The following is a 25,070-nucleotide window of genomic DNA, read 5'->3' as shown; positions in this document are numbered from 1 at the left end:
GTGGCGGCGGGGGCATGGATGGACGTAGCGGGAGTCGGGACACCGCACCTATCCGGCGACGGTGTCCTCGCTCACTTCGGCGGCCACGCGAGCGGCGGCGATCTTCGACGGCCTCGACGCGCTGGCGGAGAAGTAGGTCAGCAGCTCCGAGATCTCGACGGGGTCGTCCAGCTGCGGGCAGTGGCCCCAGTCCTCGCGGACCATCAACCTGCTGTGCGGGACCAGTGCGTGCAGCTGCCGTCCGGAGGCGGCGCTGACCAGCTTGTCCTTGCCACAGACGACCACCAGGAGCGGGATGCGGACCTCTTCGAGCCGGTACGCGTTCGTCAGCTCCTCGACGAGTTGCCTCGCCTGTTCGAGCCGGCTGGTGGTGGAGCGGTAGTCCGGGAACAGCGACGTGAACCGGCGCACCTGCTCGGCGTCCGCGGCGGTGGCGTTGGCGTACAGCAGCCGGGGGACGACCTGCTCGGCGACGGCGCGCACGAGGAAGCCGGGGATCGGCAACGGCAGGGCCGAGTACATCCGCAGCGGCAGCGGGTAGCGGGCCACGGTACGGATCAGCCAGCTGTCCACGAAACCGGGCGCGGCGATCGACACCACGCCCGAGACCGGCAGCCGGTGGTTTTCGGCGGCACGCAGGCTCATCGTGCCGCCGAGCGAGTTGCCGGCGAGCACCACCGTGCCGAGTACGGCCTGCTCTTTGATCACGGCCGCGGTGAAGGCGTCCAGTTGCGGGAGCATCGGGCCGGGCCGGAGTGGCTGAGCGTCACCGAAGCCGGGCAGATCGACCGCGACCGCCGGAACACCGGCGGCCGCGAGCAGCTCCAGAACCGGGCGCCAGGTGTCGGCGCTGTCGCAATAGCCGTGCAGCAGCACCAGCCTCGGGGCCGTCGGCTTGGCGTGCCCGCGCGCGGTGGCCCGCTTGCCGAGTACCCGCCGGGGCGCGCGGTCGGTGGATTCCACCGGCTGCGGCCCGACTTCGAGCACTCTGGTGCGGACACCGGCATAGCGCCGGAAAGAGACGCGGATCGGGTCGGCGTCGGCGTTGTTCCGGCCCCCGGGGTCCGCCGGTTCGGGCCGCTGCGATGCGGTCATGATTCCAGGTTAACCGCGAGAGGTCGGATTTTGGTCGAACTTTGGTCGTAAGAATCTTGCTGAGTCATAACGTTCTTGACACTTGACAAGATCGGAAAATCGCGGTTTGACCTGCGAGGAACGCGGGGATGTGCGTCTGCGTGCGCAGCGAGGGGCTGGTCGCACCCCTCCGATCAATGCGCGAAGACGACCTTTCCTGAGGTTTCCCCGTCGAGCATGTTCTTAAACCCGGTTTTCGCTTCCGAGAAAGGCAATTCCGCGCCGATCTGCGGTCGGACCCCGGTGAGCTCCAGATAAGCGAGGAGATCGGTCAGTTCGTCCCTGGTCCCCATCGTCGAACCCGCGATACGCAGTTGCAGAAAGAACACGCGCTGCAACTCCGCGTGAGCGTCCGGACCGCTGGTCGAGCCCGAAACCACGATGATCCCGCCCGGTTTGAGCGACTTCACCGAGTGGGACCAGGTCGCCTTCCCGACGGTCTCGAAGACCGCGTCGACCCGCTCCGGCAGCCGCGCGCCGGACTCAAAGGTCTGATGTGCACCCAGATTCTCGGCCAGCGCACGCTTCTCTTCGCTACGCCCTGTCACCCAAACCCGGAATCCGGCCGCACGTCCGAGCTGCACGAGGGCGGTCGAGACGCCGCCGGAAGCGCCCTGGACCAGCATCGTCTGTCCCGGCCGCAGCCCGGACTTCACGAACAGCATCCGGTACGCGGTCAGCCACGCCGTGCCCATGGTCGCGGCTTCCGCGAAGCTCAGGCTCGACGGCTTCGGAACGACATTGCGCGCCGGGACCACGACCTGTTCGGCGAACGAGCCTTGGTGCTTCTCGGTGAGCAGGGTGCGCTTCGGGTCGAGAGTGTCGTCGCCCTGCCAGCCCGGGGCGTTGATCACCGAGTGGAGGACGACCTCGGTGCCGTCGTCGAGGGTGCCCGCCCCGTCGCAGCCCAGGATCATCGGGAACTGCTCGGGTTTGATGCCGACGCCGCGCAGCGTCCACAGGTCGTGCATGTTGAGGCTGGCGGCCTTGACGTTGACCCGCACCCAGCCTTCGGGCACCTCGGGCTCGGGTCGCTCGCCGATCACGAGCGAGTCCAGCGGCTTTTCGGCGTTGGGTTCGGAAGCGTAAACGGCGAACATTCCAGCAACCTACATGGCCTGACCGGCGGTGGCAGGGGGTACGAGCGTAGGCTCACAGCGTGTTCAACGGGCTTGCAGACTGGTGGGACGGCGTCGAGTTGTGGCTCGCGCAGGCCCCGTTCCCCGTGCAGTTCGTGCTGGTCATGGCGGTCGTGGTGCCGCTGTGCCTGGTCGCTGCCTGGCTGCTCGACACGCTCTTCGGGAAGGTCGCCCGGCTCTTCGGCACGGCCCGCGATGCGAACGACCCCGACCGGCCCTCCTAAGCTGGCGCACCATGTTCAACCGTAGGCGGATCACCGCCGCCCTGATCGGCCTGATCGTGCTGGTGCTCGCCGGCTGGTTCGTCAAGGACGGCATCAGCGGTGACGATTCGAAGAGCAACTCGGCCCCGGCGAGCTCGTCCGCTTCGGCGAAGCCGTCGGGCGAGACCGGAGCGAACCGGGCCAAGGGCAAGGTCGCGGGCGAGGAGTCCGGTCTCCCGGTCAAACCGCTCACGGGACTGCCCCCGCAGGCATCCGAGACCTGGGGGCTCATCAAGGCGGGCGGACCGTATCCGTATCCGCGCAACGACGACGTCCTCTTCCAGAACCGGGAAAAGGTCCTGCCCGCCAAGGCGTCCGGCTACTACCGGGAATACACGGTCAAGACGCCGGGCAGCCCGGATCGCGGGGCGAGGCGGCTGGTGAGAGGTACCGGCAAAGAGCTGTACTACACCGAGGACCACTACAAGTCCTTCGTCGTAGTGGACACCGATCGATGAGCGCGGCGAAGGACGCGGCGGACAAGGCGTTCACCCGCGGCGCGCATCCGCATCTGATCGACGGCGGCCGGACGGTCGACAAGGCAACCACGCTCGACGCGATCGCGGAGGCGCTGTCGTTCCCCGATTACTTCGGGAAGAACCTCGACGCGCTCTACGACTGCCTCACCGACCTGTCGTGGCTCCCGACGGGTGAGCACGTGCTGATCTGGTCCGGTTCCTCGGTGCTCAAGGATCGCGATCCGAAGGCCTACCTGGCCGTCCGGAGCGTGCTCTCGGACGCACAGCGGGCGCTGGGACCGACCGGGGACCGATCGGATTCCCGGCGCCTCACCGTGGTCCTGCCGGACTAGGCCTCCGGGACCCAGTTCGGCTTGCGCTTCTGCGCGAAGGCCGTGATGCCTTCCTGGCCCTCTTCGCTCGCGAAGAACCCGGCGGACAGCTTGTTCATGGCCTCGAAGCCTTCACCGGGTGTCGCCGGGCGGGGCTTGCTGAGGAGCTCCTTCGTCGCCGCGAGCGCCTTCGGGCCGCCGAGGGCGAGAGCCTTGACGTAGCGGGAGACCTCGCCGTCGAGTTCGTCGGCCGAGACGGCCGAGTTCAGCAGGCCGATCTCGACGGCGCGCTTCGCGTCGAAGGTGTCGCCGGTCAGGAACAGCTCGTGCGCGGCACGGGCGTTGAGCCGCGGCAGCACGGTGAGCGAGATGACCGCGGGGACGACGCCGATCCGCACCTCGGAGAAGGCGAACGTCGCTTCGTGCACGGCGACGGCGATGTCGGTCGCGGCCACCATGCCGATGCCGCCCGCCCGTGCCGGGCCCGCCAGCCTCGCCACGACAGGCGTGGGGCTGGTCCAGAGCTGCTCGAGGATCTTCGGGAACTCGTTGACGCCCTGGGCGCCCGCACCGGCGCCGCGGGCCTCCTTGAGGTCCATCCCGGCGCAGAACACCGGGCCGGTGTGGGTGAGCACGATGACCCGTACCGCGTCGTCCGCCTGGGCCTTGTCCAGCGACTCGCTCAGTTCACGCCGCAGCTGGGCGGAGAGCGCGTTGCGGTTGTGCGGGGAGTCCAAGGTGATCGTGGCGGTGCCGCCCACCACGTCGTAGTGCACCAGTTCGTCAGCCATGGCCACACCTTCGCACGGGCGAAGTCGGGCCGGGCAGTGGCCTGCGCCACCATGCTCCGATGGTGGCGCAGGCGCCGCTCAGCCGATCGTCGTCGTGGTGAAGGTGGGGCTGGGGTTCGGGAAACACGACGTCGGCGCCGAGACGTCGAAGCCGGCGCTGACCACCGCGGTGAAGGTCAGGCCCGGGTCGCCGTAGCCGCTGCCCGCCAGTTTCGTCTCGATGGTGCCGGACGAGCCCGCGGTGAGGTGCGCGGTGACGGTCGGCAGTTCGAACGTCGAGCCGCCCGCGATCGGGCCGGGGAAGCTCAGCGTCGCGACGCTGCCCGAGACGGTGATCTTCGGCGGGGTCGAGCCGATGCCGGAGCCGCCGCTGAGCTCGGCGCCCACCCAGGTCGAGTTCGCCGGGATCGGGATCTTCAGCGCGAAGTCCTTGATGTGCTTGACCTTGTACCCGCTGACCTCGGCCGGGACGGTGTTGGCCGCCGGGTCGATGACGACGTCGAGGGCGGCACCGGGCGCGACCGTGGCGGGCGCGGTGACGTCGGCGTCCTGGTTCAGCTTGAGGTACTTGTTCCCGACGAGCGGCGGTTTCGCCTCGCAGTCGAAGACGACGGTGGTCGCCGCCGAAGCCGGGGCGGAGAGACCGACTAACGGGACGAGGACGGCCGAAGCGCAGACGAGGGCACGGATGGCAGCCTTCATGTTCCACCTACCTGGGGGTTCGATGGGGAGAAAGGGCGCTGCGCAGCGTTTAGAGAGTTACCGGCAAGTTAAGTAACCCGTCAAGAATTCTCCGTTCCCATACGCGAGGCGTCACGGAACTGGGAACAAGACCCTCCGAAGATCGGTATCAAGCGCCCGAACGGGACGAGTCGCGCTACTGTGCCGATGAATGATCAGGCGGCGAGCCGGGCGGCGGCGACGTCGTAGCGGTCCAGGACGAGCCCGGCGATCCGCGGATCCGGTCCCAGCGGCCCGGCGACGATCACCGACGGGTCGGCTTCGCGGGCCAGGCGCGCGATCCGGTCCGGCAGCAGTCCCGGCGCGAGGAACCAGCCCGCGACAGCGAGCCGCCGCGCGCCGTTGAGCCGCAACCGCGCGATGGCGGCGGGGACGTCCGGCTGCGCGGCGCTGGCGAAGGCGGGTGTCGCGAGCAGCCCGCGACGCAGATGCCAGCGGGTGGTGATCCCGGCGACCGCGTCGTTCGCCGCGACGTTCGACGAGCCGACGCCCGCCAGCAGGACCCCCAGTCCGGGATCGTCCAGATCGGCTCCCGCTTCGGTGAGCCGGTCCAGCGCGACCGTCTCGATGATCGGGTCGATGCCCAGCACCCCGGAAACCCGCACGTCGAGGCCGGGACAGTCCGCGGTCGCCTCGGCGACGAGCGCGGGCAGGTCGACCCGGGCGTGGTAGGCCACGCCGAGCAGCAGCGGCACCACGACGACCTCGCGATGCCCCTCGGCGTAGAGACCGCGCAGGGCGTCGGTGAGCAACGGCTCCGAGAGGTCCAAAAAGGACTCACGGATGTCGAGGCCCGGCGCCAGCCCGCGGGAGACGTCGAGCAGGGCGCGGATGGTCGCGGCGGACCGCGGAGCGCGGCTGCCGTGGGCGACGGCGACCAGTGGCGGAGTGCGGCTCGGGGTCATGCGAACCTTTCGCCGACGAGCCCGGCGGCCAGGGTGTCGCCGTCCTTCGGGTCGATGACCAGGAACGCGCCCGTCCGCGGGCTGACGCCGTAGTCGTCCACGCCGATCTCCTCGGCCAGCCTCAGCGTGACCCGGCCGATGTCGTTGAGCTCCAAGGTGGCCGGACCGTCCACACTGGACAACGTCTGCTCGTCGAAGCGGGCGTGGAGTTCGCCGACGAGGGCCTGTACCGTCCGCGTGCCGTGCTTCACCAGCACCCGCGCGCCCGGTTTGAGCGGCTTGGCCGAGAGCCAGCACAGGGTCGCGGTGATCTCGTCGGTCACCGTCGGCTGCCGGTCGGCGGCGGCGATCAGATCACCCCGCGAGATGTCGAGATCGTCCGCCAGCAACAGGGTCACCGAGGTGCCCGACCCGGCTTCGGAAAGCGGCCCGTCGGCGGTGTCGATACCCTCCACCCGGCTCCGGAGGCCTTGCGGGAGCACGACGATCTCGTCACCCGGCCGGACCGTGCCCGCCGCGATCTGTCCCGCGTAACCCCGGTAGTCGGGGTGGTCGGCCGTGCGCGGCCGGATCACGTACTGCACCGGGAAGCGGAACGCCGAATCGTGCGGATCCGGCGCCACGGGCACGGTTTCCAGGTGCTCCAGCAGGGTCGGGCCGGAGTACCACGGGGTCTTGTCCGACTTCTCCGCGACGTTGTCGCCCTCCAGCGCCGAAACCGGCACCGCGAGCACGGAACCCCGCTCGTAGCCCAAGGACGCGGCGTGCTCGGCGAACTCCTCGGCGATCACGGTGAAGGTCGCTTCGTCGTAGCCGACGAGGTCGATCTTGTTCACCGCCAGCACCAGATGCGGGACACCCAGCAGGGCGAGCACCGCCGCGTGACGGCGGGTCTGCTCGATGACGCCCTTGCGCGCGTCGACCAGCAGCACGGCCAGTTGCGCGGTGGACGCCCCGGTCACCGTGTTCCGCGTGTACTGCACGTGGCCAGGGGTGTCCGCGAGCACGAAGCTGCGCCTCGGCGTCGCGAAATACCGGTACGCCACGTCGATCGTGATGCCCTGCTCACGTTCCGAGCGCAGGCCGTCCACGAGCAGCGAGAGGTCCGGAGTGGACAGTCCCTTGTCGACACTGGCGCGGGTGACCGCGTCCAGCTGGTCGGCGAGAACGGATTTGGTGTCGTACAGGAGCCGCCCGACCAGGGTCGACTTCCCGTCGTCCACGCTGCCCGCGGTCGCGAGCCGGAGAAGGCTGGACATCAGAAATACCCCTCACGCTTGCGGTCTTCCATCGCCGCCTCCGACATCCGGTCGTCGGCGCGGGTGGCGCCGCGTTCGGTGAGCCGGGAGGCCGAGACCTCGGCGATGACCTCGTCCACCGTGGCGGCGGTCGATTCGATGGCGCCGGTGCACGAACCGTCGCCGACGGTCCGGTAGCGCACGGTCAGTTCCTTGACTTCCTCGCCCGGCCGTGGCCCGCCCCAGGGCCCTTCGGTCAGCCACATGCCGTCGCGCTGGTAGACCTCGCGCCGGTGCGCGTAGTAGATCGACGGCAGTTCGACCTTCTCCCGCGCGATGTAGTTCCAGACGTCCGCCTCGGTCCAGTTGGACAGCGGGAAGACGCGGACCTGCTCGCCGGGGCGGTGACGGCCGTTGTAGAGATTCCACAGTTCGGGGCGCTGCCTGCGCGGCTCCCACTGACCGAAAGCGTTGCGGAGACTGAAGATCCGCTCCTTGGCGCGAGCGCGTTCCTCGTCGCGGCGCCCGCCGCCGAAGACCGCGTCGAACTTGTTCTCGGCGATCGTGTCGAGCAGTGGCGTGGTCTGCAGCGGGTTGCGCATCCCGTCGGCGCGCTCTTCGAGCCTGCCGTCGTCGATCCAGTCCTGCACCTTCGCCACGAGCAGCCGCAGCCCGTGCTGCTCGACCACGCGGTCGCGGAAGTCGATGACCTCGTCGAGGTTGTGCCCGGTGTCCACGTGCAACAACGGGAACGGCACCGGCGCGGGCCAGAACGCCTTGATCGCCAGGTGCAGCAGGAGCGTCGAGTCCTTGCCGCCGGAGAACAGGATCACCGGCCGGTCGAACTCGCCCGCCACCTCGCGGAAGATGTGGATGGCCTCGGATTCCAGCGCCGCCAGGTTGTCCGTGGCGGCGTCAGCGGCCGGTTCGAGCGTGGTCATGTCGTCCCTTCTCAGCCGTGCAAGCCGCACTCGGTCTTGCCCTGCCCGGCCCACCGGCCACTGCGCGGGTCCTGACCCGGAGCGACCTTCGCGGTGCACGGCGCGCAGCCGATCGACAGATAACCGATGGACACCAACGGGTTCTCGAGGATTCCGTGTTCGTCGATGTAGTCCCTGAACTCGTCGTCGGACCACGGCGCGATCGGGTTGATCTTCACCAGCCCGTTGCGGTCGTCCCAGGTGACGATGGGGGTGTTCGCGCGGGTCGGCGCGTCGACCCGGCGGACGCCGGTCACCCACGCCGAGTACTTCGCGAGCGTGTTCCGCAGCGGCACGACCTTGCGCAGCTGGCAGCACTGGGTCGGGTCGCGTTCGTGCAGTTTCGGGCCGTACTCCGCGTCCTGTTCGGCGACGCTCTGCGCGGCCTGGGCGTTCACGATCCGCACGCCGGGATAGACCGCCTGCACCGCGTCGCGGGTGCCGATGGTCTCCGGGAAGTGGTAGCCGGTCTGCAGGAACAGCACGTCGACGTCGGGTTTGACCTGGGTGGCCAGATCGATGAGGACGGCGTCCTGCATGTTCGACGCGACGATGAAGTCGTCGCCGAACGTCTCCGCGGTCCAGCGCAGGGCCTCGGTGGCGGTCGCTTCGGCGAGCTCCTTCGAGGCCCGCTCGGCGAGCGTCTTGTAGTCGGCAGTGGCGGTCATCCTGGTGACACCTCCGGGAAGGACAGTCCGAGGAATTTCACGGTGAAGACCCGGCGGCAGGCCGAGCACAGCCAAGAGCCGCCCTCTTCCGGCCGCAGGTCTTCATCGCCACAGAAAGGGCAGTGATACGGCGTCGCTCGTTCGGTCACTGCAGGGCGCTTTCTTCGGCCCGCGTGACCCACTGGGCGAACCGTTCGCCGGGTTCGCGGCCGGCGAGGTACGCCCGCACGATCCGTTCGACGTACGCGGTCAGCTCCGACGCGGTCACCTTGTGCCCGCGCAGTTTCCGGCCGAACCCGGCGTCCAGGCCGAGCCCGCCGCCGAGGTGCACCTGGAAGCCTTCGACCTGCTTGCCGTCCTCGTCGGTGACGATCTGGCCCTTGAGCCCGATGTCGGCGGTCTGGATCCGCGCGCAGGAGTTGGGGCAGCCGTTGAGGTGCACGGTCACCGGGTTCTCGATCTCGGCCTGGATGTCGGCGAGCCGCTTCTCCAGTTCGTCGACCAGCTGGATGGCGCGGGCCTTGGTCTCGACGATGGCGAGCTTGCAGTACTCCAGCCCGGTGCAGGCCATGATCCCGCGCCGCCACGGCGACGGCTCGGTCTGCAGGCCCAGGTCGGCCAGTTCGGCCTTCAGCCCGGCGACCTCGGCTTCGGGGACGTCGAGGACGACGAGTTTCTGTTGCGGCGTAAGCCTGACGCGGTTCGATCCGGCGCGTTCGACGGCCTTCGCGACCGCCAGCAGGGTGGCGCCGGAGACGCGGCCCGCGATCGGCGCGGCGCCGACGTAGAACTTGCCGTCGGTCTGCGGGTGCACGCCGACGTGGTCGATCTGGGTGGCGGGCACCTCGGGCGCCGGGCCGTCGGTCAGCTTGCGCTTGAGGTACTCGTCCTCCAGCACCTGGCGGAACTTCGCGGCACCCCAGTCCTTCACCAGGAACTTGATGCGGGCGCGGGCGCGCAGGCGCCGGTAGCCGTAGTCGCGGAAGACGCTGATCACGCCTTCCCAGACGTCGGGGACCTCTTCCAGGGGGACCCAGGAGCCCAGCCGCTGCCCGATCATCGGGTTGGTGGACAGGCCGCCGCCGACCCAGAGGTCGAAGCCGGGCCCGTGCTCGGGGTGGTTCACCCCGACGAAGGCGATGTCGTGGATCTCGTGGGCGACGTCCTGCTGGCCCGAGATCGCGGTCTTGAACTTGCGCGGCAGGTTCGAGTACCGCGGGTCGCCGATGTAGCGGCGTTTGATCTCGTCGATCGCGGGCGTGCCGTCGATGACCTCGTCCGCGGCGATGCCGGCGACCGGGGAGCCGAGGATGACGCGCGGGCTGTCGCCGCAGGCCTCCATCGTGGTCATCCCGGCCTTCTCCAGCTTGGCCCAGATCGTCGGGACGTCCTCGACCTGGATCCAGTGGTATTGGATGTTCTGCCGGTCGGTGATGTCGGCGGTGTCGCGTGCGTGGGTCTGCGAGATCTCGGCGAGCACGGCGAGCTGATCCGTGGTCAGCGCGCCGCCGTCGAGCCGGACCCGCAGCATGAAGTAGCGGTCGTCGAGCTCTTCGGGCTCCAGCGTCGCGGTGCGGCCGCCGTCGATGCCCGGCTTGCGCTGGGTGTAGAGGCCGAACCAGCGGAACCGGCCGCGGAGGTCACCGGGGTCGATCGAGTCGAACCCGCGGTGGGCGTAGATGTTCTCGATCCGCGCCCGGACGTTGAGCGGGTCGTCGTCCTTCTTGGACCGTTCGTTGGGGTTCAGCGGTTCGCGGTACCCCAACGCCCACTGTCCCTCGCCCCGTTTTTGTTTGACCCGGGGCGTGCGGGCAGGGGTCTCGCGCGTGGGCGACGACATGGGAGTCCTCCGGCAGATCGTGGTGGTGGCGGGGAGTCAGCGGTTCGTCGCACAGAGCGCGCTGGCCACACGACGGAGATCCACGTGGCGGCGTGCCACGAGGGTGATTCCGGCGCGGGTCATTCGTTCAGCGTGCCACGCGCCCACTATGTGGTCTAGGCCGGTCCGAATGCTGGGAACAGGGTTCGGATACGACTGTTTCCGCTGTTCAGGCGCCTGTTTCGAAGGTCAAGTCCGGGTTCGCCGCCGCCACTGTGACGCAGAACGCGCAAGCCTCAAGAGGGGAGGACGCGGTCCACGATGAGCCGGATGACGTCTTCGTCGGTGACGTCCGCGAGGACCTCCGGGAGGGTGAGCCGTTCGACGGTGAGCCCGGTCAGGGCGAGATACATCAGCAGGACCTCCGCCCGCCCGCCCGGCATTCCCGCCGAGACGTGCCAGTCGACGCTCATGTCGATGCCCTCGCGGATGGTCTTGGTCAGCTCGGCCGCCAGTTCCGGGCGCCGGGTGGCTTCGAGCCGGAGTTCGAGCAGGGCGAGATACGGCTCGCGGTGGCCGGTCAGCCGTCCCATGAGTTCGCCGAGCAGGACGCCGACCCGGTCGTGGGACGGCGTCTCGGCCTGCGGATTCGCCATGACGTCGGCCGGTGCCGACAGCCTTTCCTGCACGCGGACGCCGACCTCGCCGAGCAGCTGGTCCCGGTTCCGGAAGTAATTGGACGTCGTGCCGGGCGGGACGTCGGCTTCGACGTCCACGGCGCGGTAGGTGAGCCCGCGGGCGCCCTCGCGGGCGAGGACGGTGATGGCGGCGTCGGTGAGGGCGGTCCGGCGCTCCGGGTTCTGTCGCATCGGAACATTCTCCTTGCTTCGATCAAACCACTATGTCTATAGTACTACACATCAAGTGGTTCTTCTGGGAGGAAAACACCAAATGCAACTCAGCGGTTTCGGTGCCTGTGTGCTCGTCGACGACATCGCCGAGACCACCGCCTGGTGGAAGCGGCACCTGCAGTTGACGGTGACGATCGAGCTCGACTGGTTCTCGAGCCTCAACGTCGGAGTGCCGGGCTATGAGATGAGCTTCGCGAAGCGCGGTCACAAGGCCACGCCGGAGCCTTGGCGGGCGCAGGAGCCCGCCGGGTCGATGGTCGGCCTGATGGTCGCCGACGCGGCGGCCGAGTACGAGCGGCTGCACGAGGAGGGGGTCAAGATCGTCACGGAGCTCGTGGACGAGGAATTCGGCCAGCGGCACTTCTATATCGAGGACCTCAACGGCTTCCTCATCGACATCATCGAGGTGATCCCGCCGAGCCAGGAGTGGTTGGCCGCTAACGGGTTGGCCTAGTACCCGCTTTGGGTGAGTGAGGCCGCGCGAGGACCGCGTCGCCGCTAGCTTCGGTTTCCGATCCACACTGGACGGAGGAGTTGCGCATGCGCCGATGGGTGGTCGCCGCGATGGTGCTGGCGTCCCTGCTGGTCCCGGGTACGGCTTCCGGGGCCGAGCAGGGGTGCAGGCTGGTTTCGCCCGACGAGGGGGCGGTGCTGCACAAGGGCGGCTCGTACCGGTTCGAGGCGGTCGGCTGCTCGCCGAACGCCCGGGGGCACCTGTCCCATACGGTGCTGGTCGAGGTGGCGATCAGCCGCGACGCCGCTTCGGACGAATACGGTGACTGGTCGCTCGACCACGTGGTCAACGACTACTCGTTGAGCATGGAGACCCTCGTCTGGGTGCGGTTCGAGGACGGCACCCGCTCGACGTCGGTCAAGGTGCACATCGCCGACAGATAGCGCGATCCGTGAAGGCCTCTTTCCCCGGGGAAGGAGGCCTTCACGGCGTGGGGGACACTGGGGTGTGCCCGCACTGCTGCCCGAAACCACCACGCCCGTCGAGTCGGCGCTCCCCGAGAGCGCGCTGGAAGGGCTCGGCACCCGGCCGTTCGGTGTCTACGTGCATGTCCCGTTCTGCGCGACCCGGTGCGGCTACTGCGATTTCAACACCTACACCGCCGGTGAGCTGGACAGCGATTCGTCGCCGCAGTCCTGGCTGGAAGGCCTCAAGCGCGAGTTCGACCTGGCCGCGCGCGTCCTCGGGAAGCCGCCCGCGGTCGACACCGTCTTCGTCGGCGGAGGCACTCCGTCGCTGCTCGGCGCCGAAGGGCTCCGAAGCGTCCTCGACGCCGTACGGGACACGTTCGGCCTCGCGCCCGACGCCGAGGTGACGACGGAGTCCAATCCGGAGTCCACCTCGCGCGAGTTCTTCGACGGTATCCGTGACGCCGGATACAACCGGATCTCGCTCGGGATGCAGTCGGCCGCACAGCACGTCTTGAAGATCCTCGACCGCGTGCACACCCCAGGCCGTCCGGTCGCGGCGGCGGAGGAAGCGCGGGCCGCCGGATTCGAGCACGTCAACCTCGACGTCATCTACGGCACGCCGGGGGAGCGGGTCGAAGACCTCCAGGCTTCGCTGGACGCGGTGCTGGCCGCCGGTGTCGACCACGTCTCGGCGTACGCGCTGATCGTCGAGGAGGGCACCGCGCTCGCCCGCCGCATCCGCCGCGGCGAACTGCCCGCGCCGGACGACGACGTGCTGGCCTCCGACTACGAACTGATCGACCGCGTCCTCGCTCCGGCGGGTCTGCGCTGGTACGAGGTGTCCAACTGGGCGACCTCGGAGGAAGCCCGCTGCCGGCACAACATCGGCTACTGGCGCGGCGGCGACTGGTGGGGCGCCGGGCCGGGCGCGCACAGCCACGTCGGCGGCGTCCGCTGGTGGAACGTCAAACATCCGGCCCGGTACGCCGCCTCGCTCGCCGCCGGGGACTCACCGGCCGCGGGCCGCGAACTGCTGACCGACGAAGACCGGCATCTGGAACGCGTGATGCTGGAACTCCGGCTGTCCGAAGGACTTCCGCTCGACGCCCTCGACGACGACGGCCGGGCCGAAGCCCGCGTCGCCGCCGCCGAGGGGTTGCTCGATCAGTCCGCTTTGGACGGTCAGGACCGGGCGGTGCTGACCGATCGCGGGCGGTTGCTCGCGGACGGACTGGTGCGGCGGCTCACCTGAGGCCCAGCGCCCGGTCGACCCACCGGCCGACCGGCAGCGCCACCACGACGGCCGCCAGCGCCAGGTGCACCACCATGAACGCCACCGCAGCGGGAACGCTCGGCGGCCCGCCGAGGAACACGATCATGTGCGACGCCCACTTGAGCTCCGTCGGTTTCGTCCCGGCGGACCAGACGTCGTTGAGCGCCCAGAACGTCAGGTCGTTCGCGCCCGAGATCACCACCAGGATCGCGGCGACGCCGGTCTTGAGCACGTTCGCCGTCCGGCCGCCGCCCAGCCGGTACGCCATCAGCCCGAACAGGACGATGAACGTCACGACGAACAGTTCGAACTGGTACACCGGCTGGAAGGCGTCCTCGTCGGTGGCCGCGTTCCTGGCGAACGCCTGGATCCGCATGACCAGTTCGGTGTCCAAATAGGACATGTAGACGAACACCGCGAGCACGATCAGCGCGGGACCCCCTTTGGTGCGCGGGAAGAGCGCCACCGTCGCGACCGCGAACACGAACGGGCACAGCTTGAACGCCCAGTCCACGACGTTGTCCAGGGTCTGGTCCGGCGGCAGGATCACCATGATCAGCAGCGCGGTCACCACGGCCGGGACGGCGGCCACCAGCCACAGCCACTTTCGGCGCCGGTAGAGCGCGGGAACCCAGCCGTCCGTGCTGGGCAGCGTGGCGGTCACAGGGTGTCCTTCTCGGCCCAGAAAGGCCCGAGGGCGAGCGCGTCGACGTCGGTCTTCAGGTAGCAGGCGACGGCGTCGGCCGGGCTGGCGACGATCGGTTCGTTGTTGTCGTTGAACGAGGTGTTGACCACCATCGGCACCCCGGTGAGCTTCTCGAACTCGCTGATCATCCGGTAGTACAGCGGATTGCCCGGCTCGCTCACCGTCTGCACGCGGGCGGTCCCGTCGACGTGGGTGATGGCCGGGACCTCGTCGCGTTTGTCCGGCAGGACGTCGAACACCAGCAGCATGACCGGCGACGGGTAGTCGCTGACGAACCAGTCGCCCGCGCGTTCCGCCAGGCATGACGGGGCGAACGGCCGGAACGCCTCGCGGTGCTTGACCTTCTCGTTCATCCGCGTCTTCGAATCGGGGTCGCGCGGGTCGGCCACCAGCGAGCGGTTGCCGAGCGCGCGCGGCCCGCATTCCATCCGGCCCTGCACCCAGCCGATGATCTTGCCTTCGGAGATCTTCTTCGCCGTGTGCGCGGCGATGTCGTCGACCTTGGTGTAGTGGACCCCGGCGTCCTGCAGGGCCAGTTCCATCTCGGCCTCGGTGTAGTCCGGTCCGGTGTAGGTGTAGCCGTCGCGGGGGCGCGGCTTGCCGTACTTGCCGACCGACACCTCCAGCGCCGCGCCGATCGCGCAGCCGTCATCGGCGGCGGCGGGCTGGGCGAAGAAGTCTTCGAACGGGGTTTCCAGCAGGATCCGCCCGTTCATCACGCTGTTCAGCGCGACACCGCCCGCGACGGACAGCCTCCGTGACCCTGTCTCCCGCTGCAGCCAGCGCGCCAGGTGCAGCCCGGCCTCCTCCAAGGTGACCTGCAAGGCGTACGCGATGTCGCAGTAGTGCTGCGGCACCGGGTTCTCGGCGGTGACCCGGGTCTTGGGCCGCGCCGGGCCGAACAGGTCGGTGAACTTCTTCGACATCACGTGCTTGCCGGTGCGGTGGTGACCGAAGAAGCCGAGATCGAGCTCGTAACCGCCGTCGTCGTCGAGATGGATCAGCTGCTTGAACGCGTCGACATAGGTGTCGGTGCCGAGCGGCGCCAGTCCCATGATCTTGCCTTCGTCACGGGTCGGGTAGAAGCCGAGGTAGCCGGTGACGCCGGCGTACATCGCGCCGAGCGAGTGCGGGAACTTGATTCGCCGGATGTCGATGATCCGGTTCCCCTTGCCGTGCCCCAGATAGGTCGCGGTGCCGTCGCTGCCGATGCCGTCGAAGGTGAGCACCGCCGACTCTTCCCACGGTGAGATGAAGTACCCGCTGGCGGCGTGCGCCTTGTGGTGGTCGACCAGATGCGTCTTGAACTTCGTCGGCCCGGTCCAGCCCACGGCTTCCTTCACGTCGCGTTCGAGGGTGTAGGAGCGCTTGAGGTGCGCGAGCACCGCGCCGCCGACGTGGTAGTCGTCGACCCCTTTGCCACCACCGGTCTTGAACGTCTCCACCAAGCTCGCCGAGGAGCCGCCGTCGTCGCCGTTCCGGTTGCGGAACACCTCGAGCGTCGCCGGGAAATACCGCGCGAACACCTTCGCCGCGTGGATGCCCTCGCGCCAGCGCTGCCAGTAGTAGGCGACGTGGTCGACGTCGGCGAGCGTGATCCCGCCGCGCTCCAGGCAGAACTTGATCGCCTCCGCGGGAAAGCCCCCGTCGTGCTTCACCCGGGTGAAGCGTTCCTCTTCGGCGAACGCGATGATCTCGCCGTCGCGCACGAGCGCGGCCGCCGAATCGTGGACCCTGCTGATACCCAGTACGTACATGTTCCTTCTCCAGTGCGACATTCAGAGTTCGGGATGATGGCGGCGCAGTAGCCGCCGGAGCACGGCCGCCCGCACACCGATGGCGAAGACGAGGGCGGCGAACCCGCCGACCGGGCCCATCGCCGGGACGAGCGCGGCGGCGGCCAGCGGAGTGGCGACGAGTCCGGCGATCGAGGCCGCCGCGGTCAGGGTGAGGACCTTGCTGTTGGTGTTCTCGATCAGGAAGCCCGCGTAGAGCCGGACGGCGAACAGCACCGTTTCGGCCAGGACGAAGACACCGAGCACCACGTACGCGCCGACGGTGTCCTCGGCGGTCAGCACCACGCGGGCCGCCGGGATCGCGAGTGCGATCCCCGCCAGGACGAGGAAGACCAGCGAGCCCCGTTCGACCAGCTTGAGCAGCTCGGCGGCCCGGGCCCGGCCCGCCGCCGCCCCGCTGCCGCGCATCCGTGCCGAGATCGCGGGCTGGTGCACCCTCAGCTGATAGAACAGCAGTGAACAGAACGCGCTGCTGGCCAGCAAAGCGAGGTAGAACGGTCCACTGTCGACGGTCCGGCCCGCCAGGGCGAGGACCCCGAACACCGTCGACGTCGCCAGGACGTCCAGTACCTCGGTCAGCCCGAGCAACACGGTGGTGCGGCCGAACGCGGGCCAGAGCCGGTGACCGTCGATCCTTTCCGCGCGCAGCCACTCCTTCGGCAGCAACGCGGCGGAGCCCGCCAGGATGAGAAGGATCCCGCCGAGCAGCAACGCGAGGTGCGTCAGCGGCGACCAGCGCGCGAACCAGGTGCCCATGGTCACGACGCCGACCACCAGCGCGCCCGCGGTGAAGGCCAGCGCGTCCAAAGTGGACTTGCCACGGAACCGGTGCAGTCCCGAGACGGTCATCAGCAGCCCACTGGAGATCGACCAGCTCGCGGCCGTCAGGTACAGCGCCGCGTCCGAACGCGGGGCGAGCACGAGCGCGACGGCCATCGCCGCCAGGACCACCAGCACGGGCACCGCGGCCATCCGGATCGCCAGTGCCGCGACCGCGTTCCGGGTCACGTTCAGCCGGGGCAGGCATTTCAGCGCGGACTTCTCGGCCGCCGACGGGACGAAGTTCAGCCACGACATCAGCCCGAGCGCGGTGGCGAACCGGCCGTAGTCGTGTGCTCCCCATGCGGTGATCAGGACCAGCCCCATGGCCTGGATCGCCAGCCGGAAAACGCCCCGGCCCGCGAGCAGCCGCAGCACCGTCGAACGTTTCGGCGCCGCGATCGACGCGGTGCCCTCGGAAAGCGAGGTTCCGGTCAAGGGAGCGGTACCGCCAGACCCTGCTCGTCGAGCAGGAACTTCAGGGTGCCGCGCATCTCGTCCTCCGCCGCCAGCACGTCGGGGACGGTCGGCGCCGAAAGCACGGCGTAGCCCATCTTGTAGCCCGCCTGCTCGTACGGCTTGACGAAGGAATCCTCTTCCGCGAACAGCTCCAGGCTGCTCACCGAGGGCATCGCGCGGACCTCGTCGGTGCCTTCGATCCGGACGATCCGGCCGCCTCGGTCGGACGCGAGGATGTGCACCAGCGTCGGCCTCGGGTCGCGCGGCGAGAGCACGACCTCGCCGCCGGTCGCGGCGGCGATCCCCGCGGCGATCAGATCGACGCCGGTGCTGAGCGCGATCGCCTCCGCCAGGCCGTTCCCGCCCATCCTGGCGCCCATTTCGATCAGGTAGAACTTCCCGTCGCGGCCGAGGACGGCGTCGAGCGTGAGCGGCCCGGTGCGGTAGCCGAGTTCCGCGCACAACGCGGTCAGCATGAGCGGCAGCGCCCGATCGACCACCGGCGGCAACCCGGCGGGCAGGAGGTGGGACGCCGTCACGAAGAACGGCGGCGGGGTGAGTGTGCGCCGGGTGACCGCGTGGAACACGATCCGGCCGTCGACCACGAGCGCTTCGATCGTGTAGTGCGAGCCGTCGAGGTGCTCTTCGACGACGAGCCGTCCGGACGGCGAGAACGCGAGCGACTCGGTGAACGCGGTGTCCAGACCGCCGGGGCTCGGGCACGAGACGACACCGCGGCTCCCGGAGGAGTCGACCGGTTTCACCAACGTGGGGAACCGCAGCTGTTGCGCGGCGAGGGCGAGATCCGGCCCCGGTTTCCCGCCGACACTGCGGTAGGTCGGCAGGCGCAGGCGGTCGCAGAGCGCGCGGAAGACGGACTTGTCGACGGAAGCGGCGACGGCGGCTTCGGGCAGCGGATCCGGCAGGTTCCAGTGCCGGGTGAGCCAGGCGAGCGTGGGCAGCCCGACGTCGCTGGCCGGGCAGAGCACCCCGGCGATGTCGTCCCGCCCGTCCAGCGCGGCCGCGATCTGTTCCGGCGCGCGGACACTGACCTGCACGAACTCGTCGGCCAGCGCCACCGCCGGCGCGCTCGCGCGGACGTCGACGCAGATGGTGCGGAACCCGAGTTCCCGCGCCCGGTGGTACGTGCTGACCGAACCGTCGGCGCCGCCCAGGATCACCAGGCTCCGAGGCGCCGCCGTGTCTTCGGTGTTCTTCACTCCCGCTTGCCTTTCCCCAGGATGGACCTCGGCGAAGGCCGAGGCGTAGAGGCGGTCGTCCTCGTCGACCGCGAAGTTGGCTTCCCTGATGTAGAACTGCCGTGGCCGTGGTTGCCCCGCGCCGACCACGACCAGGTAGCGGACGGTCAGCGCGAGCACGGTCAGCAGCACGGCGAACATGACGAACTCCAGCGCCGCAGCGGCGTTCAGGCCGAGAAGTCCGGTGGCGGCCGCGATTCCGGCGAGCACCGAGATCCCGGCGGTGAGCATCGCCGTGACCGAAGCCACCGTCGTCAGCCGCCGGGTGAAGCCGACGAACAGTTCGATGGCGTGCGAGGACAGGAAACCGAAGCCCACTTTGGACTCACCGCGTTCCCTGGCCCGGTGTGCCACCGGGACCGTGGTGTAGCGGCTGGTCAGCCTCGGCACGGTGGCCAGGAAGTACGGGGTGCCCAGCCGGAGGCCGACGATTTCGCGCGCGAGTTCCGTGCGCACCAGCCGGAAGGCCGTCGCGCCGGTCGGGATCTCGATGCGCAGCACGCGGCGGCCGAGGAAATGGAAGGCCGCGGTACCCCAGCGCCGCAGTAAAGGATCTTTCCTATTGGTCCGGACGCCGAAAACGGCGTCGTATCCCGCCTCGGCCGCGATGATCAATTTCTTCGCTTCGGCAGCGGGGAACTGCAGGTCGGCGTCGATATGCAAGATCCACGGTTTCCCCGCGTAGCGATAACCCGCGGAAAAAGCGGCCTCGAACCCGAAGTTGCGTGTGAAGGACAGATAGCGCACCCGAGGGTCGGTGTGCGCCAGCGCGCGGATGACGTCCAGTGTCCCGTCCGTACTCCCATCGTCCACATAGATCAGTTCGAGTGGGAGATTCCCCAACTCGGCGATGATCTCCAGGTAGGAGGGCTCCACGTTGTCGACCTCGTTGAAGCACGGGACGACCACGGTGAGTCCACTGTGCACAGGCCCGGGGATCGACGAGTTCATCTGCCTGACCCCTGCGGTGAGTGCGCTAGTGTGTTCGTAGCGTCACCTGTGCTGAGTGCATGATTCATATTTCCCCTCGGCGCGGACCGGCCGGCGGATCGTGCCGGCTCGAAAGGTCCCGGTGTTATAGGCAGGTTCGCTTTGGTCCCGCCAGCACATCCGGAAAATTGGTCCTTTCAGCTCAGTCGAAAAGGTGGGAAGTTCGCCGAAAACCGGATGAACCAGACGTGGGGTGTTCCCAAACCGGTTCCGATGACGCAGGCTTGCGCGCCATGTGGAAAGTGGGGGTGAGTGCCGCCTGGCGTGCCGCTTATCGGCGATCCGTGAGGTCGGCCTTCGCGACGGTGCCGTTCTACCGCGAACGCTGGGCACTCGACGGCAGAACGGATCCCGTGCTCGTGCCCGGCCGGACCGGAACGGACTCCGGCGCGGCACCGCTGTCCGAGGCGGTGCACAAGATCGTCGATCTCGTACCGCTCGCCGGTGGCACGCAACGGATCGAGCCGAATCGCGGGCTGGGTCCCGTGCTGCGCAGGGCACGTTCGGTGACCGGGGACGCACTGGTCGTCGTGCTCGGCGACGAGGGGACGCGCCCGCCGGCGGACCTGCCGGGCGGGGTCCGGTGCTGCGTGGTGGATCCCGACACCCCGGCGCCGGGTGTCCTCGCGGAGTTGACCGCGGCGCTCCGCCGCGGTCGTCGCGTGATCGCGGTCGGCGACGACAAGCAGCTGGCCGTTTTCGCCACCGCGCTGCCCGAAGACCGGGCGTACCGGGTCGAATCCGTACCGCGACGGGAACTGGACACCATGGACACCGGCCCGTACGGAGTGCTCCACGACCCGGCACTGGGCTACCTGGGCGCGATCGAAGCCTGCGGCCGCTGGCATCTCGACTGGCCCCGCGTCCACGCGCGCCCCACCTCGGGCGGGCTCGCGTTCACCCTGCTGCGCCAGGATTCCCCGCGGTTCGTGGACGTGCTCCCGGCGGGCGGGGTGCATGGCGAGATCGCGCCGTGCCCGCGACACGGCACCCCGGTCGTGCTCACGTGAAGATCGCTTTCCACGATCCGCGCACCGATCCCGCCCCGGCGGGCTGGCCGGCGTTCTTCACCGCGGCACGCCTGCATCCGGTGTGGGACTACGGGGTGATGGGACTCGACGCCTGGACCGCGCGGAACCCGCCGGTGCTGGCCACCGTCTCCGGTGGCACCGGGATCGTCGCGGCGTTCTCCGTCCTGGTCTGTCGTCCCCGGCTGCGGTATCGCTTCGCGCCGATGCCGGGACACCGGCTGCTGCGCCCGTTCTGGGCCGAGGTCTGCCAGCCCTGGCTGAGCGGTTACCCGGGACTGGCGTTCGCGCCGCCGGTCCCGGCCGCCGAACGACGTCCGCTGATCCGGGCGTTCGAACGGGCCTTGCGCACGCGGCTCGGACCGGGACTGCTCGGCGTGCTGTACCGGGCGCTCGGGGAGGAATCCGCGAAGGACGTCCAAGGGCGGGGCAGGCTGGTGAAACACGTCGATTCGGTCGCGGTGCTGGACAACCGCTTCGGTTCGGAAGACGAGTGGATCGCGTCGCTGGCGAAGTCGCGGCGTGGCGGGCTCAGACGGCAGCGGCGCAGGTTCGCGGCCGATCCCGGCCTGGTGGTCAAGGGCGGTCCAGGCCGGGGGGATCTGGACAGCGCCGAGGTCGCGGCGCTCATCCAGGCGCATCGTGAACGGCACGGCCGGTTCGCGCTCGACGCCAGGACCATGCCGTCCGCCGCGTTCCTGCACCGGTTCCTCCGGCGGCCGGACGTGCACACGCTGACCTACACCGGCGCCGACGGCAGGCTGCTCGCGGTGAACACCCTGCTCGACCATCCGGACAGCCTGGCGAAACAGCACTGGGGCACCTTGCCGGTGGACGAGGGCGGACGGCAGGGACTGCTGTTCGACTCCTACATCCACGCGATGCGCTACGCCACGCGGCGTGGCGTCAGGGAACTCACCGCCGGGCGCGGACTGCCCGAACTCAAGGCCACGCTGGGATTCCGGGCGCGCCCGGTGTATTCCGCCGCCGTGCCGAGACCGGTACTGGGATGGTGACGATGAAGGTGGCGGAGCGGAGCACCGCGTTCGAGGTCGAAGTGCTCGATCCGAGGAGCGCGGCCGAACCCGCGGGCTGGCGGGAATTCCTGCATCGGGCGAGGTTGTTGCCCGTCTGGGAGTACGAGGTCCTGCGCCGGGAAGCCTGGCTGGCGAAGAACCCGGCGGTGCTCGCGGTGCTTCGCAGGGGAGAGCAGGTCGTCGGCGCGTTCACCGTGATGGTGTGCCGGAGCTGGCGGGCGGACGACTTCGCGCCGCTGTCCGTCCTCGGTGGACGGTTCCGCCCGCGCTGGGCCGAGGCCTATCTCTGGCAGCTCAGCGGTTATCCGGCAGGGGTGCTCGACGAGCGGCTGGACGAGGCCGAGCGGCGGGAAGTGGTCCGCCGGCTCGAACGCGCACTGTGCGCCCACCTCGGCCCCGGGCTGCTGGGCGTGATCTACCGGGCGATGAATCCGGAACTCCTCCCGGCGCTGGCGGGCCGGGGCCGGATGACCCGGGAGATCGACCCGATCGCCGTGCTGCCCAACGACTATTCCACTGTGGACGACTGGGAGCGGGTACTCGGCGACGAGACCCGGAGGACGCTGCGTGACCTGCGCGAGGACGGGGACCTGCGCACCGAAGCGGCTCCCGCCCGCCGGGACCTGGACTGCCACGAACTCGCCGTCCTGCTCAACGCCCACCGCGCCAGGCAGGACGAACGGGCCTGGGCGCAGGGACAGCGGTCGCGGTTCGGCGGGCTGCACATGGACACCCGGAGCCCGATCGCACCGTCCTACCTGGACGTACTCGTGCGCCGCCCGGACGTGATCACCCGGACCTACCGCGACGGATCCGGGCGGCTGCTGGGATTCGGCACGCTGTTCGACTCCTTCGGCGCCTGTGTGCTGCACCAGTGGGCCGCGCTGCCGAGTGCGGACGGTGGCCGGAAAGGGCTCTATGTCGACTTCTACGCCAGGGGAGCGGAGCACATGATCGCGCACGGGCGCCGCGAACTGACCGCCGGCCGGGCGATGCTGGAGAACAAGACCGCGCTCGGCTTCGGCACCAGCCCCCTGGTCTCGGTCGCCGTGCCGAGACCGGTGCTGGGCCGATGACCTGGGAAGTGCGGGTGCTCGATCCGCGAACCGATGCCGAACCCGAGGGCTGGGCCGCGTTCCTCACCGCTCAGCAGGCGCCGGTTCCCTGGGACTACCACCTGCTTCGCGTGGAATCGCACTTCTCCCGCAGCCCCAACCTGCTCACCGTGATCAGCGACGGGGGAGACATCGTCGCCGCGGTGCTGGCGATGCTGTGCGCCCCGGTCTCCCCGGACCGGCCCGGCGCGGTGCGCGGCGTGGCGCGACTGGGGACGCGCTGGCTCGAAGTGCAGCACGCGTGGCTTTCCGGCTATCCGCCGTGGTTGTTCGCGGACGAGGTCGACGCCGCCGACCGTCGGGAGATCATGCGCCGGTTCGAGCGGGCCGTCTGCCGCTTCACCGGACCCGGCTGCCTCGGCGTCGTCTACCGCACCGTCGAGCCGGAAGCGCTCGACATGCTGTCCGGACGGGGCAGGCCCGTTCGCGACACGATGCCGACGTCGGTGCTGGAGAACGGTTTCGTCGACGTCGAAGGCTGGCTGGCGTCCCTGCGGCGCAGCAGGCGGCTGAGCTTGCGCGGGCAGGTGAAGAAGGTCGCCGCGGACCCGGGACTGGTCGTTCGCGCCGAAGCCGCTCGCACTGACCTCGACGCACTGGAGCTGGCGACGCTGCTGCGGGGGCACCGCGGGCGGATGGGGCCGGTGAAGTTCGACTGGCGTGGTCCGGTCACGGCCGAGTACTTCGCCGAACTCGTGCGCAGGCCGGACGTGATCACCTCGACCTACCACGGCGCCGACGGCAAGCTGCTCGCGTTCGGCATCGTGCTCGATCACCCCGTGGCGCCACTGCACCAGCATTGGGCCGCGGTGGCGCCGGAGGAGGGACGGCCGAAGCACCTCTACTTCGACGCTGTCGTTCGTAACGTGCGCTCCATGATCGAGGGCAACCGGAAGTCCCTGTCGATGGGGCGGGGGCTGACCGACTTGAAGGCGACGCTCGGTTTCCGGCCGGTCCCGCTGCTCGGGGTCATCGTGCCGAGGCCGGTGACCCGATGGTGATCGAGGTGCTGGACCCCCGGCGCGATCCGGAGCCCGCGTACTGGAAACCGTTGCGGGCCAAGGCCGGTCTGCGCGCGGACTGGAGCTGGGAGGTCCTCACCACCCAGGCGTGGGCGGCGCGCACCGCGCAGCCGGTCACCGTGCTGCTCGAAGGCAGCGAGCCGCGTGGCGTGGTCAGCTCGGCGTGGGTCACCGGGCTCACCAGACGGCATCGGTTCGCCCGGCCTTCGGGCAAAGGATGGTTCGGCGGACTCGACGTCCGCTCGCCCGGCGCGTCCGCGATGCCGGGCTGGTGGTTCGACGACGAGGACGGTGACGGCGGTGTCGGCAGGTTGCTGGACCGCTTCGTCCCGGCCATGCGCGCGGAACTCGGCTTCGGCCTGCGCGGCCTGCTGGTGCGCCAGATCGGTGAGTCCGGAGTGGACGGTTTCCGGGGCGGGCTGAAGATGGTGCGCCGGACCGAGGACGTCGCCGTCCTCGACGTCACGCCGTTCTCGAACCGGGACGACTGGGTGAACTCGCTGGCGAAGAAACGCAAGTACAACCTGCGCAAGATCTTCCGCACCTTCGAGGCCGATCCTTCGATCGAGGCGCGAGTCGTGCGCGGCATCGACGCAGATCCGGTCGAGATCGCGGAATTGCTGCGACACAACGAATCCAAACACCATGATGTGCCGATCGTGCCGCTCCCGGCGTTCGTGGGCTACTGGAGCGCCCTGCTGCGGCAGCCCGACGTGCACCTCATCACCTACCGCGACACCGCCACGGGCCGGGTGGTCGCCATGACGACCCTTCTCGATCATCCGACCCTGCCGATCGTCCGCAACTGGGCGGCGCTCCCGCCGGAACTGGGCGGACGCACCAACCTGTACTTCCACTTCTACGGTGAGGTGGTGCGGTGGGCGTTGGAGACCGGGCGGCCACAGGTGATGTTCGGCAAGAAGATGGCGGAGACGAAGGCATCGTTGGGGGCCAGGCTGGTGCCGCAGTACGCGGCCGCGGTCGCGCTGCTCTGACCTCGTGAGTGGTAAGGGCGGTTATTGAGGGGAAGGGTAAACGTGTCGTGTTCGCGGGTGGGTCGTGCCGGGCTGAAGGCTCCCTTCGCCGCGTCCGATGCGGTGAAGGGAGCCTTCAGCAGCGCGGATCTGGACCGGCCGCACCCTGACTGTCCACACGGGACACGCTTGGCCGGGTAAATGTCTGATTGATACCCATATGCACGCTTTGCGGAGGGGGTCGTGAGTGGCAAAGCGGGGTCGAGTTCCGGGACGCTCACCGGCTGTT

The 25,070-nt window shown here is 69.3% G+C and carries 27 protein-coding genes; 11 read left to right on the top strand and 16 right to left on the bottom strand.

The window, feature by feature from the left end:
• Nucleotides 1–48 precede the first annotated feature (48 nt).
• Entirely contained in the window at nucleotides 49–1,095 is a 1,047-nt protein-coding gene (locus ACLJRM_RS40605; RefSeq protein ID WP_101606030.1) for an alpha/beta hydrolase, read from the bottom strand.
• Between the two features lie 173 nt (nucleotides 1,096–1,268).
• Complete coding sequence (locus ACLJRM_RS40600; protein WP_101606031.1) at nucleotides 1,269–2,234, bottom strand: zinc-binding alcohol dehydrogenase family protein; 966 nt, start codon at nucleotides 2,232–2,234, stop codon at nucleotides 1,269–1,271.
• Nucleotides 2,235–2,293: 59 nt separating this feature from the next.
• Between ACLJRM_RS40600 and ACLJRM_RS40595 the strand changes: the two genes are divergently transcribed.
• The 3 genes from ACLJRM_RS40595 to ACLJRM_RS40585 are packed head-to-tail and all read left to right on the top strand — an operon-like array spanning nucleotide 2,294 to nucleotide 3,347.
• The gene (locus ACLJRM_RS40595) at nucleotides 2,294–2,497 is read left to right on the top strand and encodes a CDP-alcohol phosphatidyltransferase family protein (RefSeq protein WP_101606032.1); all 204 of its coding nucleotides are present in this window, start codon (nucleotides 2,294–2,296) and stop codon (nucleotides 2,495–2,497) included.
• Between the two features lie 11 nt (nucleotides 2,498–2,508).
• The gene (locus ACLJRM_RS40590; protein ID WP_101606033.1) at nucleotides 2,509–2,994 is read left to right on the top strand and encodes a ribonuclease domain-containing protein; all 486 of its coding nucleotides are present in this window, start codon (nucleotides 2,509–2,511) and stop codon (nucleotides 2,992–2,994) included.
• Entirely contained in the window at nucleotides 2,991–3,347 is a 357-nt protein-coding gene (locus tag ACLJRM_RS40585) for a barstar family protein (RefSeq protein WP_101606034.1), read from the top strand. The genes ACLJRM_RS40590 and ACLJRM_RS40585 overlap by 4 nt, the downstream gene beginning before the upstream one ends.
• Here ACLJRM_RS40585 and ACLJRM_RS40580 read toward each other — a convergent pair.
• The 10 genes from ACLJRM_RS40580 to ACLJRM_RS40535 form a co-directional block, all read right to left on the bottom strand.
• Nucleotides 3,344–4,117, bottom strand: coding sequence for an enoyl-CoA hydratase-related protein (locus ACLJRM_RS40580; RefSeq protein ID WP_410666082.1), 774 nt, complete (start codon nucleotides 4,115–4,117; stop codon nucleotides 3,344–3,346). The genes ACLJRM_RS40585 and ACLJRM_RS40580 overlap by 4 nt on opposite strands.
• 78 nt (nucleotides 4,118–4,195) lie before the next feature.
• Nucleotides 4,196–4,819, bottom strand: a complete 624-nt coding sequence (locus ACLJRM_RS40575; protein ID WP_101606036.1) for a cyclase — start codon at nucleotides 4,817–4,819, stop codon at nucleotides 4,196–4,198.
• 194 nt (nucleotides 4,820–5,013) lie between these two features.
• Nucleotides 5,014–5,763 (bottom strand): sirohydrochlorin chelatase, encoded by a 750-nt coding sequence (locus tag ACLJRM_RS40570; protein ID WP_410666081.1) that lies wholly within the window; start codon nucleotides 5,761–5,763, stop codon nucleotides 5,014–5,016.
• A complete protein-coding gene (locus tag ACLJRM_RS40565; RefSeq protein ID WP_101606038.1) occupies nucleotides 5,760–7,022 on the bottom strand; it encodes a sulfate adenylyltransferase subunit 1 in 1,263 nt (420 codons plus the stop codon). The genes ACLJRM_RS40570 and ACLJRM_RS40565 overlap by 4 nt, the downstream gene beginning before the upstream one ends.
• Nucleotides 7,022–7,942, bottom strand: coding sequence for a sulfate adenylyltransferase subunit CysD (cysD, locus tag ACLJRM_RS40560; protein WP_101606039.1), 921 nt, complete (start codon nucleotides 7,940–7,942; stop codon nucleotides 7,022–7,024). The genes ACLJRM_RS40565 and cysD overlap by 1 nt, the downstream gene beginning before the upstream one ends.
• Nucleotides 7,943–7,953: 11 nt before the next feature.
• Nucleotides 7,954–8,649, bottom strand: coding sequence for a phosphoadenylyl-sulfate reductase (locus ACLJRM_RS40555; RefSeq protein ID WP_410666080.1), 696 nt, complete (start codon nucleotides 8,647–8,649; stop codon nucleotides 7,954–7,956).
• A complete protein-coding gene (locus ACLJRM_RS40550; RefSeq protein WP_101606041.1) occupies nucleotides 8,646–8,798 on the bottom strand; it encodes an Insertion element protein in 153 nt (50 codons plus the stop codon). Before ACLJRM_RS40550 ends, ACLJRM_RS40555 begins: the two co-directional genes overlap by 4 nt.
• Nucleotides 8,795–10,489 carry a nitrite/sulfite reductase gene (locus ACLJRM_RS40545; protein ID WP_410666079.1) on the bottom strand — a complete coding sequence of 565 codons (1,695 nt, stop codon included), beginning with the start codon at nucleotides 10,487–10,489 and terminating at the stop codon, nucleotides 8,795–8,797. The genes ACLJRM_RS40550 and ACLJRM_RS40545 overlap by 4 nt, the downstream gene beginning before the upstream one ends.
• Before the next feature lie 36 nt (nucleotides 10,490–10,525).
• Nucleotides 10,526–10,612 carry a putative leader peptide gene (locus tag ACLJRM_RS40540; RefSeq protein ID WP_360907593.1) on the bottom strand — a complete coding sequence of 29 codons (87 nt, stop codon included), beginning with the start codon at nucleotides 10,610–10,612 and terminating at the stop codon, nucleotides 10,526–10,528.
• A 152-nt stretch (nucleotides 10,613–10,764) separates the two neighbouring features.
• Nucleotides 10,765–11,337 carry a TetR/AcrR family transcriptional regulator gene (locus ACLJRM_RS40535; RefSeq protein ID WP_101606043.1) on the bottom strand — a complete coding sequence of 191 codons (573 nt, stop codon included), beginning with the start codon at nucleotides 11,335–11,337 and terminating at the stop codon, nucleotides 10,765–10,767.
• An 82-nt stretch (nucleotides 11,338–11,419) separates the two neighbouring features.
• Between ACLJRM_RS40535 and ACLJRM_RS40530 the strand changes: the two genes are divergently transcribed.
• The 3 genes from ACLJRM_RS40530 (at nucleotide 11,420) to hemW (ending at nucleotide 13,555) form a co-directional block, all read left to right on the top strand.
• A complete protein-coding gene (locus tag ACLJRM_RS40530; protein ID WP_410666078.1) occupies nucleotides 11,420–11,833 on the top strand; it encodes a VOC family protein in 414 nt (137 codons plus the stop codon).
• Between the two features lie 86 nt (nucleotides 11,834–11,919).
• On the top strand, nucleotides 11,920–12,276 hold the full coding sequence (locus ACLJRM_RS40525) for a hypothetical protein (protein ID WP_410666077.1): 357 nt from the start codon (nucleotides 11,920–11,922) through the stop codon (nucleotides 12,274–12,276).
• A 64-nt stretch (nucleotides 12,277–12,340) separates the two neighbouring features.
• A complete protein-coding gene (hemW, locus tag ACLJRM_RS40520; protein WP_410666076.1) occupies nucleotides 12,341–13,555 on the top strand; it encodes a radical SAM family heme chaperone HemW in 1,215 nt (404 codons plus the stop codon).
• On the opposite strand, the gene ACLJRM_RS40515 is transcribed toward hemW, so the two are convergent.
• The 4 genes from ACLJRM_RS40515 to ACLJRM_RS40500 are packed head-to-tail and all read right to left on the bottom strand — an operon-like array spanning nucleotide 13,548 to nucleotide 19,566.
• Nucleotides 13,548–14,240, bottom strand: a complete 693-nt coding sequence (locus ACLJRM_RS40515; RefSeq protein ID WP_410666075.1) for a hypothetical protein — start codon at nucleotides 14,238–14,240, stop codon at nucleotides 13,548–13,550. The genes hemW and ACLJRM_RS40515 overlap by 8 nt on opposite strands.
• Complete coding sequence (locus tag ACLJRM_RS40510) at nucleotides 14,237–16,039, bottom strand: carbamoyltransferase (RefSeq protein ID WP_410666074.1); 1,803 nt, start codon at nucleotides 16,037–16,039, stop codon at nucleotides 14,237–14,239. Before ACLJRM_RS40510 ends, ACLJRM_RS40515 begins: the two co-directional genes overlap by 4 nt.
• Nucleotides 16,040–16,060: 21 nt before the next feature.
• Entirely contained in the window at nucleotides 16,061–17,335 is a 1,275-nt protein-coding gene (locus ACLJRM_RS40505; RefSeq protein WP_101606049.1) for a hypothetical protein, read from the bottom strand.
• Nucleotides 17,332–19,566, bottom strand: coding sequence for a glycosyltransferase (locus ACLJRM_RS40500; protein ID WP_101606050.1), 2,235 nt, complete (start codon nucleotides 19,564–19,566; stop codon nucleotides 17,332–17,334). Before ACLJRM_RS40500 ends, ACLJRM_RS40505 begins: the two co-directional genes overlap by 4 nt.
• A gap of 323 nt (nucleotides 19,567–19,889) precedes the next feature.
• Here ACLJRM_RS40500 and ACLJRM_RS40495 point away from each other — a divergent pair, with 323 nt between their 5' ends.
• From ACLJRM_RS40495 to ACLJRM_RS40475, 5 genes are read left to right on the top strand one after another with little or no spacing between them, the layout of a single operon-like run.
• A complete protein-coding gene (locus ACLJRM_RS40495) occupies nucleotides 19,890–20,615 on the top strand; it encodes a hypothetical protein (RefSeq protein ID WP_101606051.1) in 726 nt (241 codons plus the stop codon).
• A complete protein-coding gene (locus tag ACLJRM_RS40490; protein ID WP_410666073.1) occupies nucleotides 20,612–21,649 on the top strand; it encodes a GNAT family N-acetyltransferase in 1,038 nt (345 codons plus the stop codon). The genes ACLJRM_RS40495 and ACLJRM_RS40490 overlap by 4 nt, the downstream gene beginning before the upstream one ends.
• On the top strand, nucleotides 21,643–22,746 hold the full coding sequence (locus ACLJRM_RS40485) for a hypothetical protein (RefSeq protein ID WP_101606053.1): 1,104 nt from the start codon (nucleotides 21,643–21,645) through the stop codon (nucleotides 22,744–22,746). Before ACLJRM_RS40490 ends, ACLJRM_RS40485 begins: the two co-directional genes overlap by 7 nt.
• Nucleotides 22,743–23,786 (top strand): GNAT family N-acetyltransferase, encoded by a 1,044-nt coding sequence (locus tag ACLJRM_RS40480; RefSeq protein WP_410666072.1) that lies wholly within the window; start codon nucleotides 22,743–22,745, stop codon nucleotides 23,784–23,786. Before ACLJRM_RS40485 ends, ACLJRM_RS40480 begins: the two co-directional genes overlap by 4 nt.
• Nucleotides 23,780–24,802 (top strand): GNAT family N-acetyltransferase, encoded by a 1,023-nt coding sequence (locus ACLJRM_RS40475; RefSeq protein ID WP_410666071.1) that lies wholly within the window; start codon nucleotides 23,780–23,782, stop codon nucleotides 24,800–24,802. The genes ACLJRM_RS40480 and ACLJRM_RS40475 overlap by 7 nt, the downstream gene beginning before the upstream one ends.
• Nucleotides 24,803–25,070: the final 268 nt, after the last annotated feature.

It is taken from the genome of Amycolatopsis sp. lyj-84 (assembly GCF_046549075.1).
Taxonomy (GTDB): domain Bacteria; phylum Actinomycetota; class Actinomycetes; order Mycobacteriales; family Pseudonocardiaceae; genus Amycolatopsis.
This window is presented reverse-complemented; position numbering and strand designations above follow the sequence as displayed.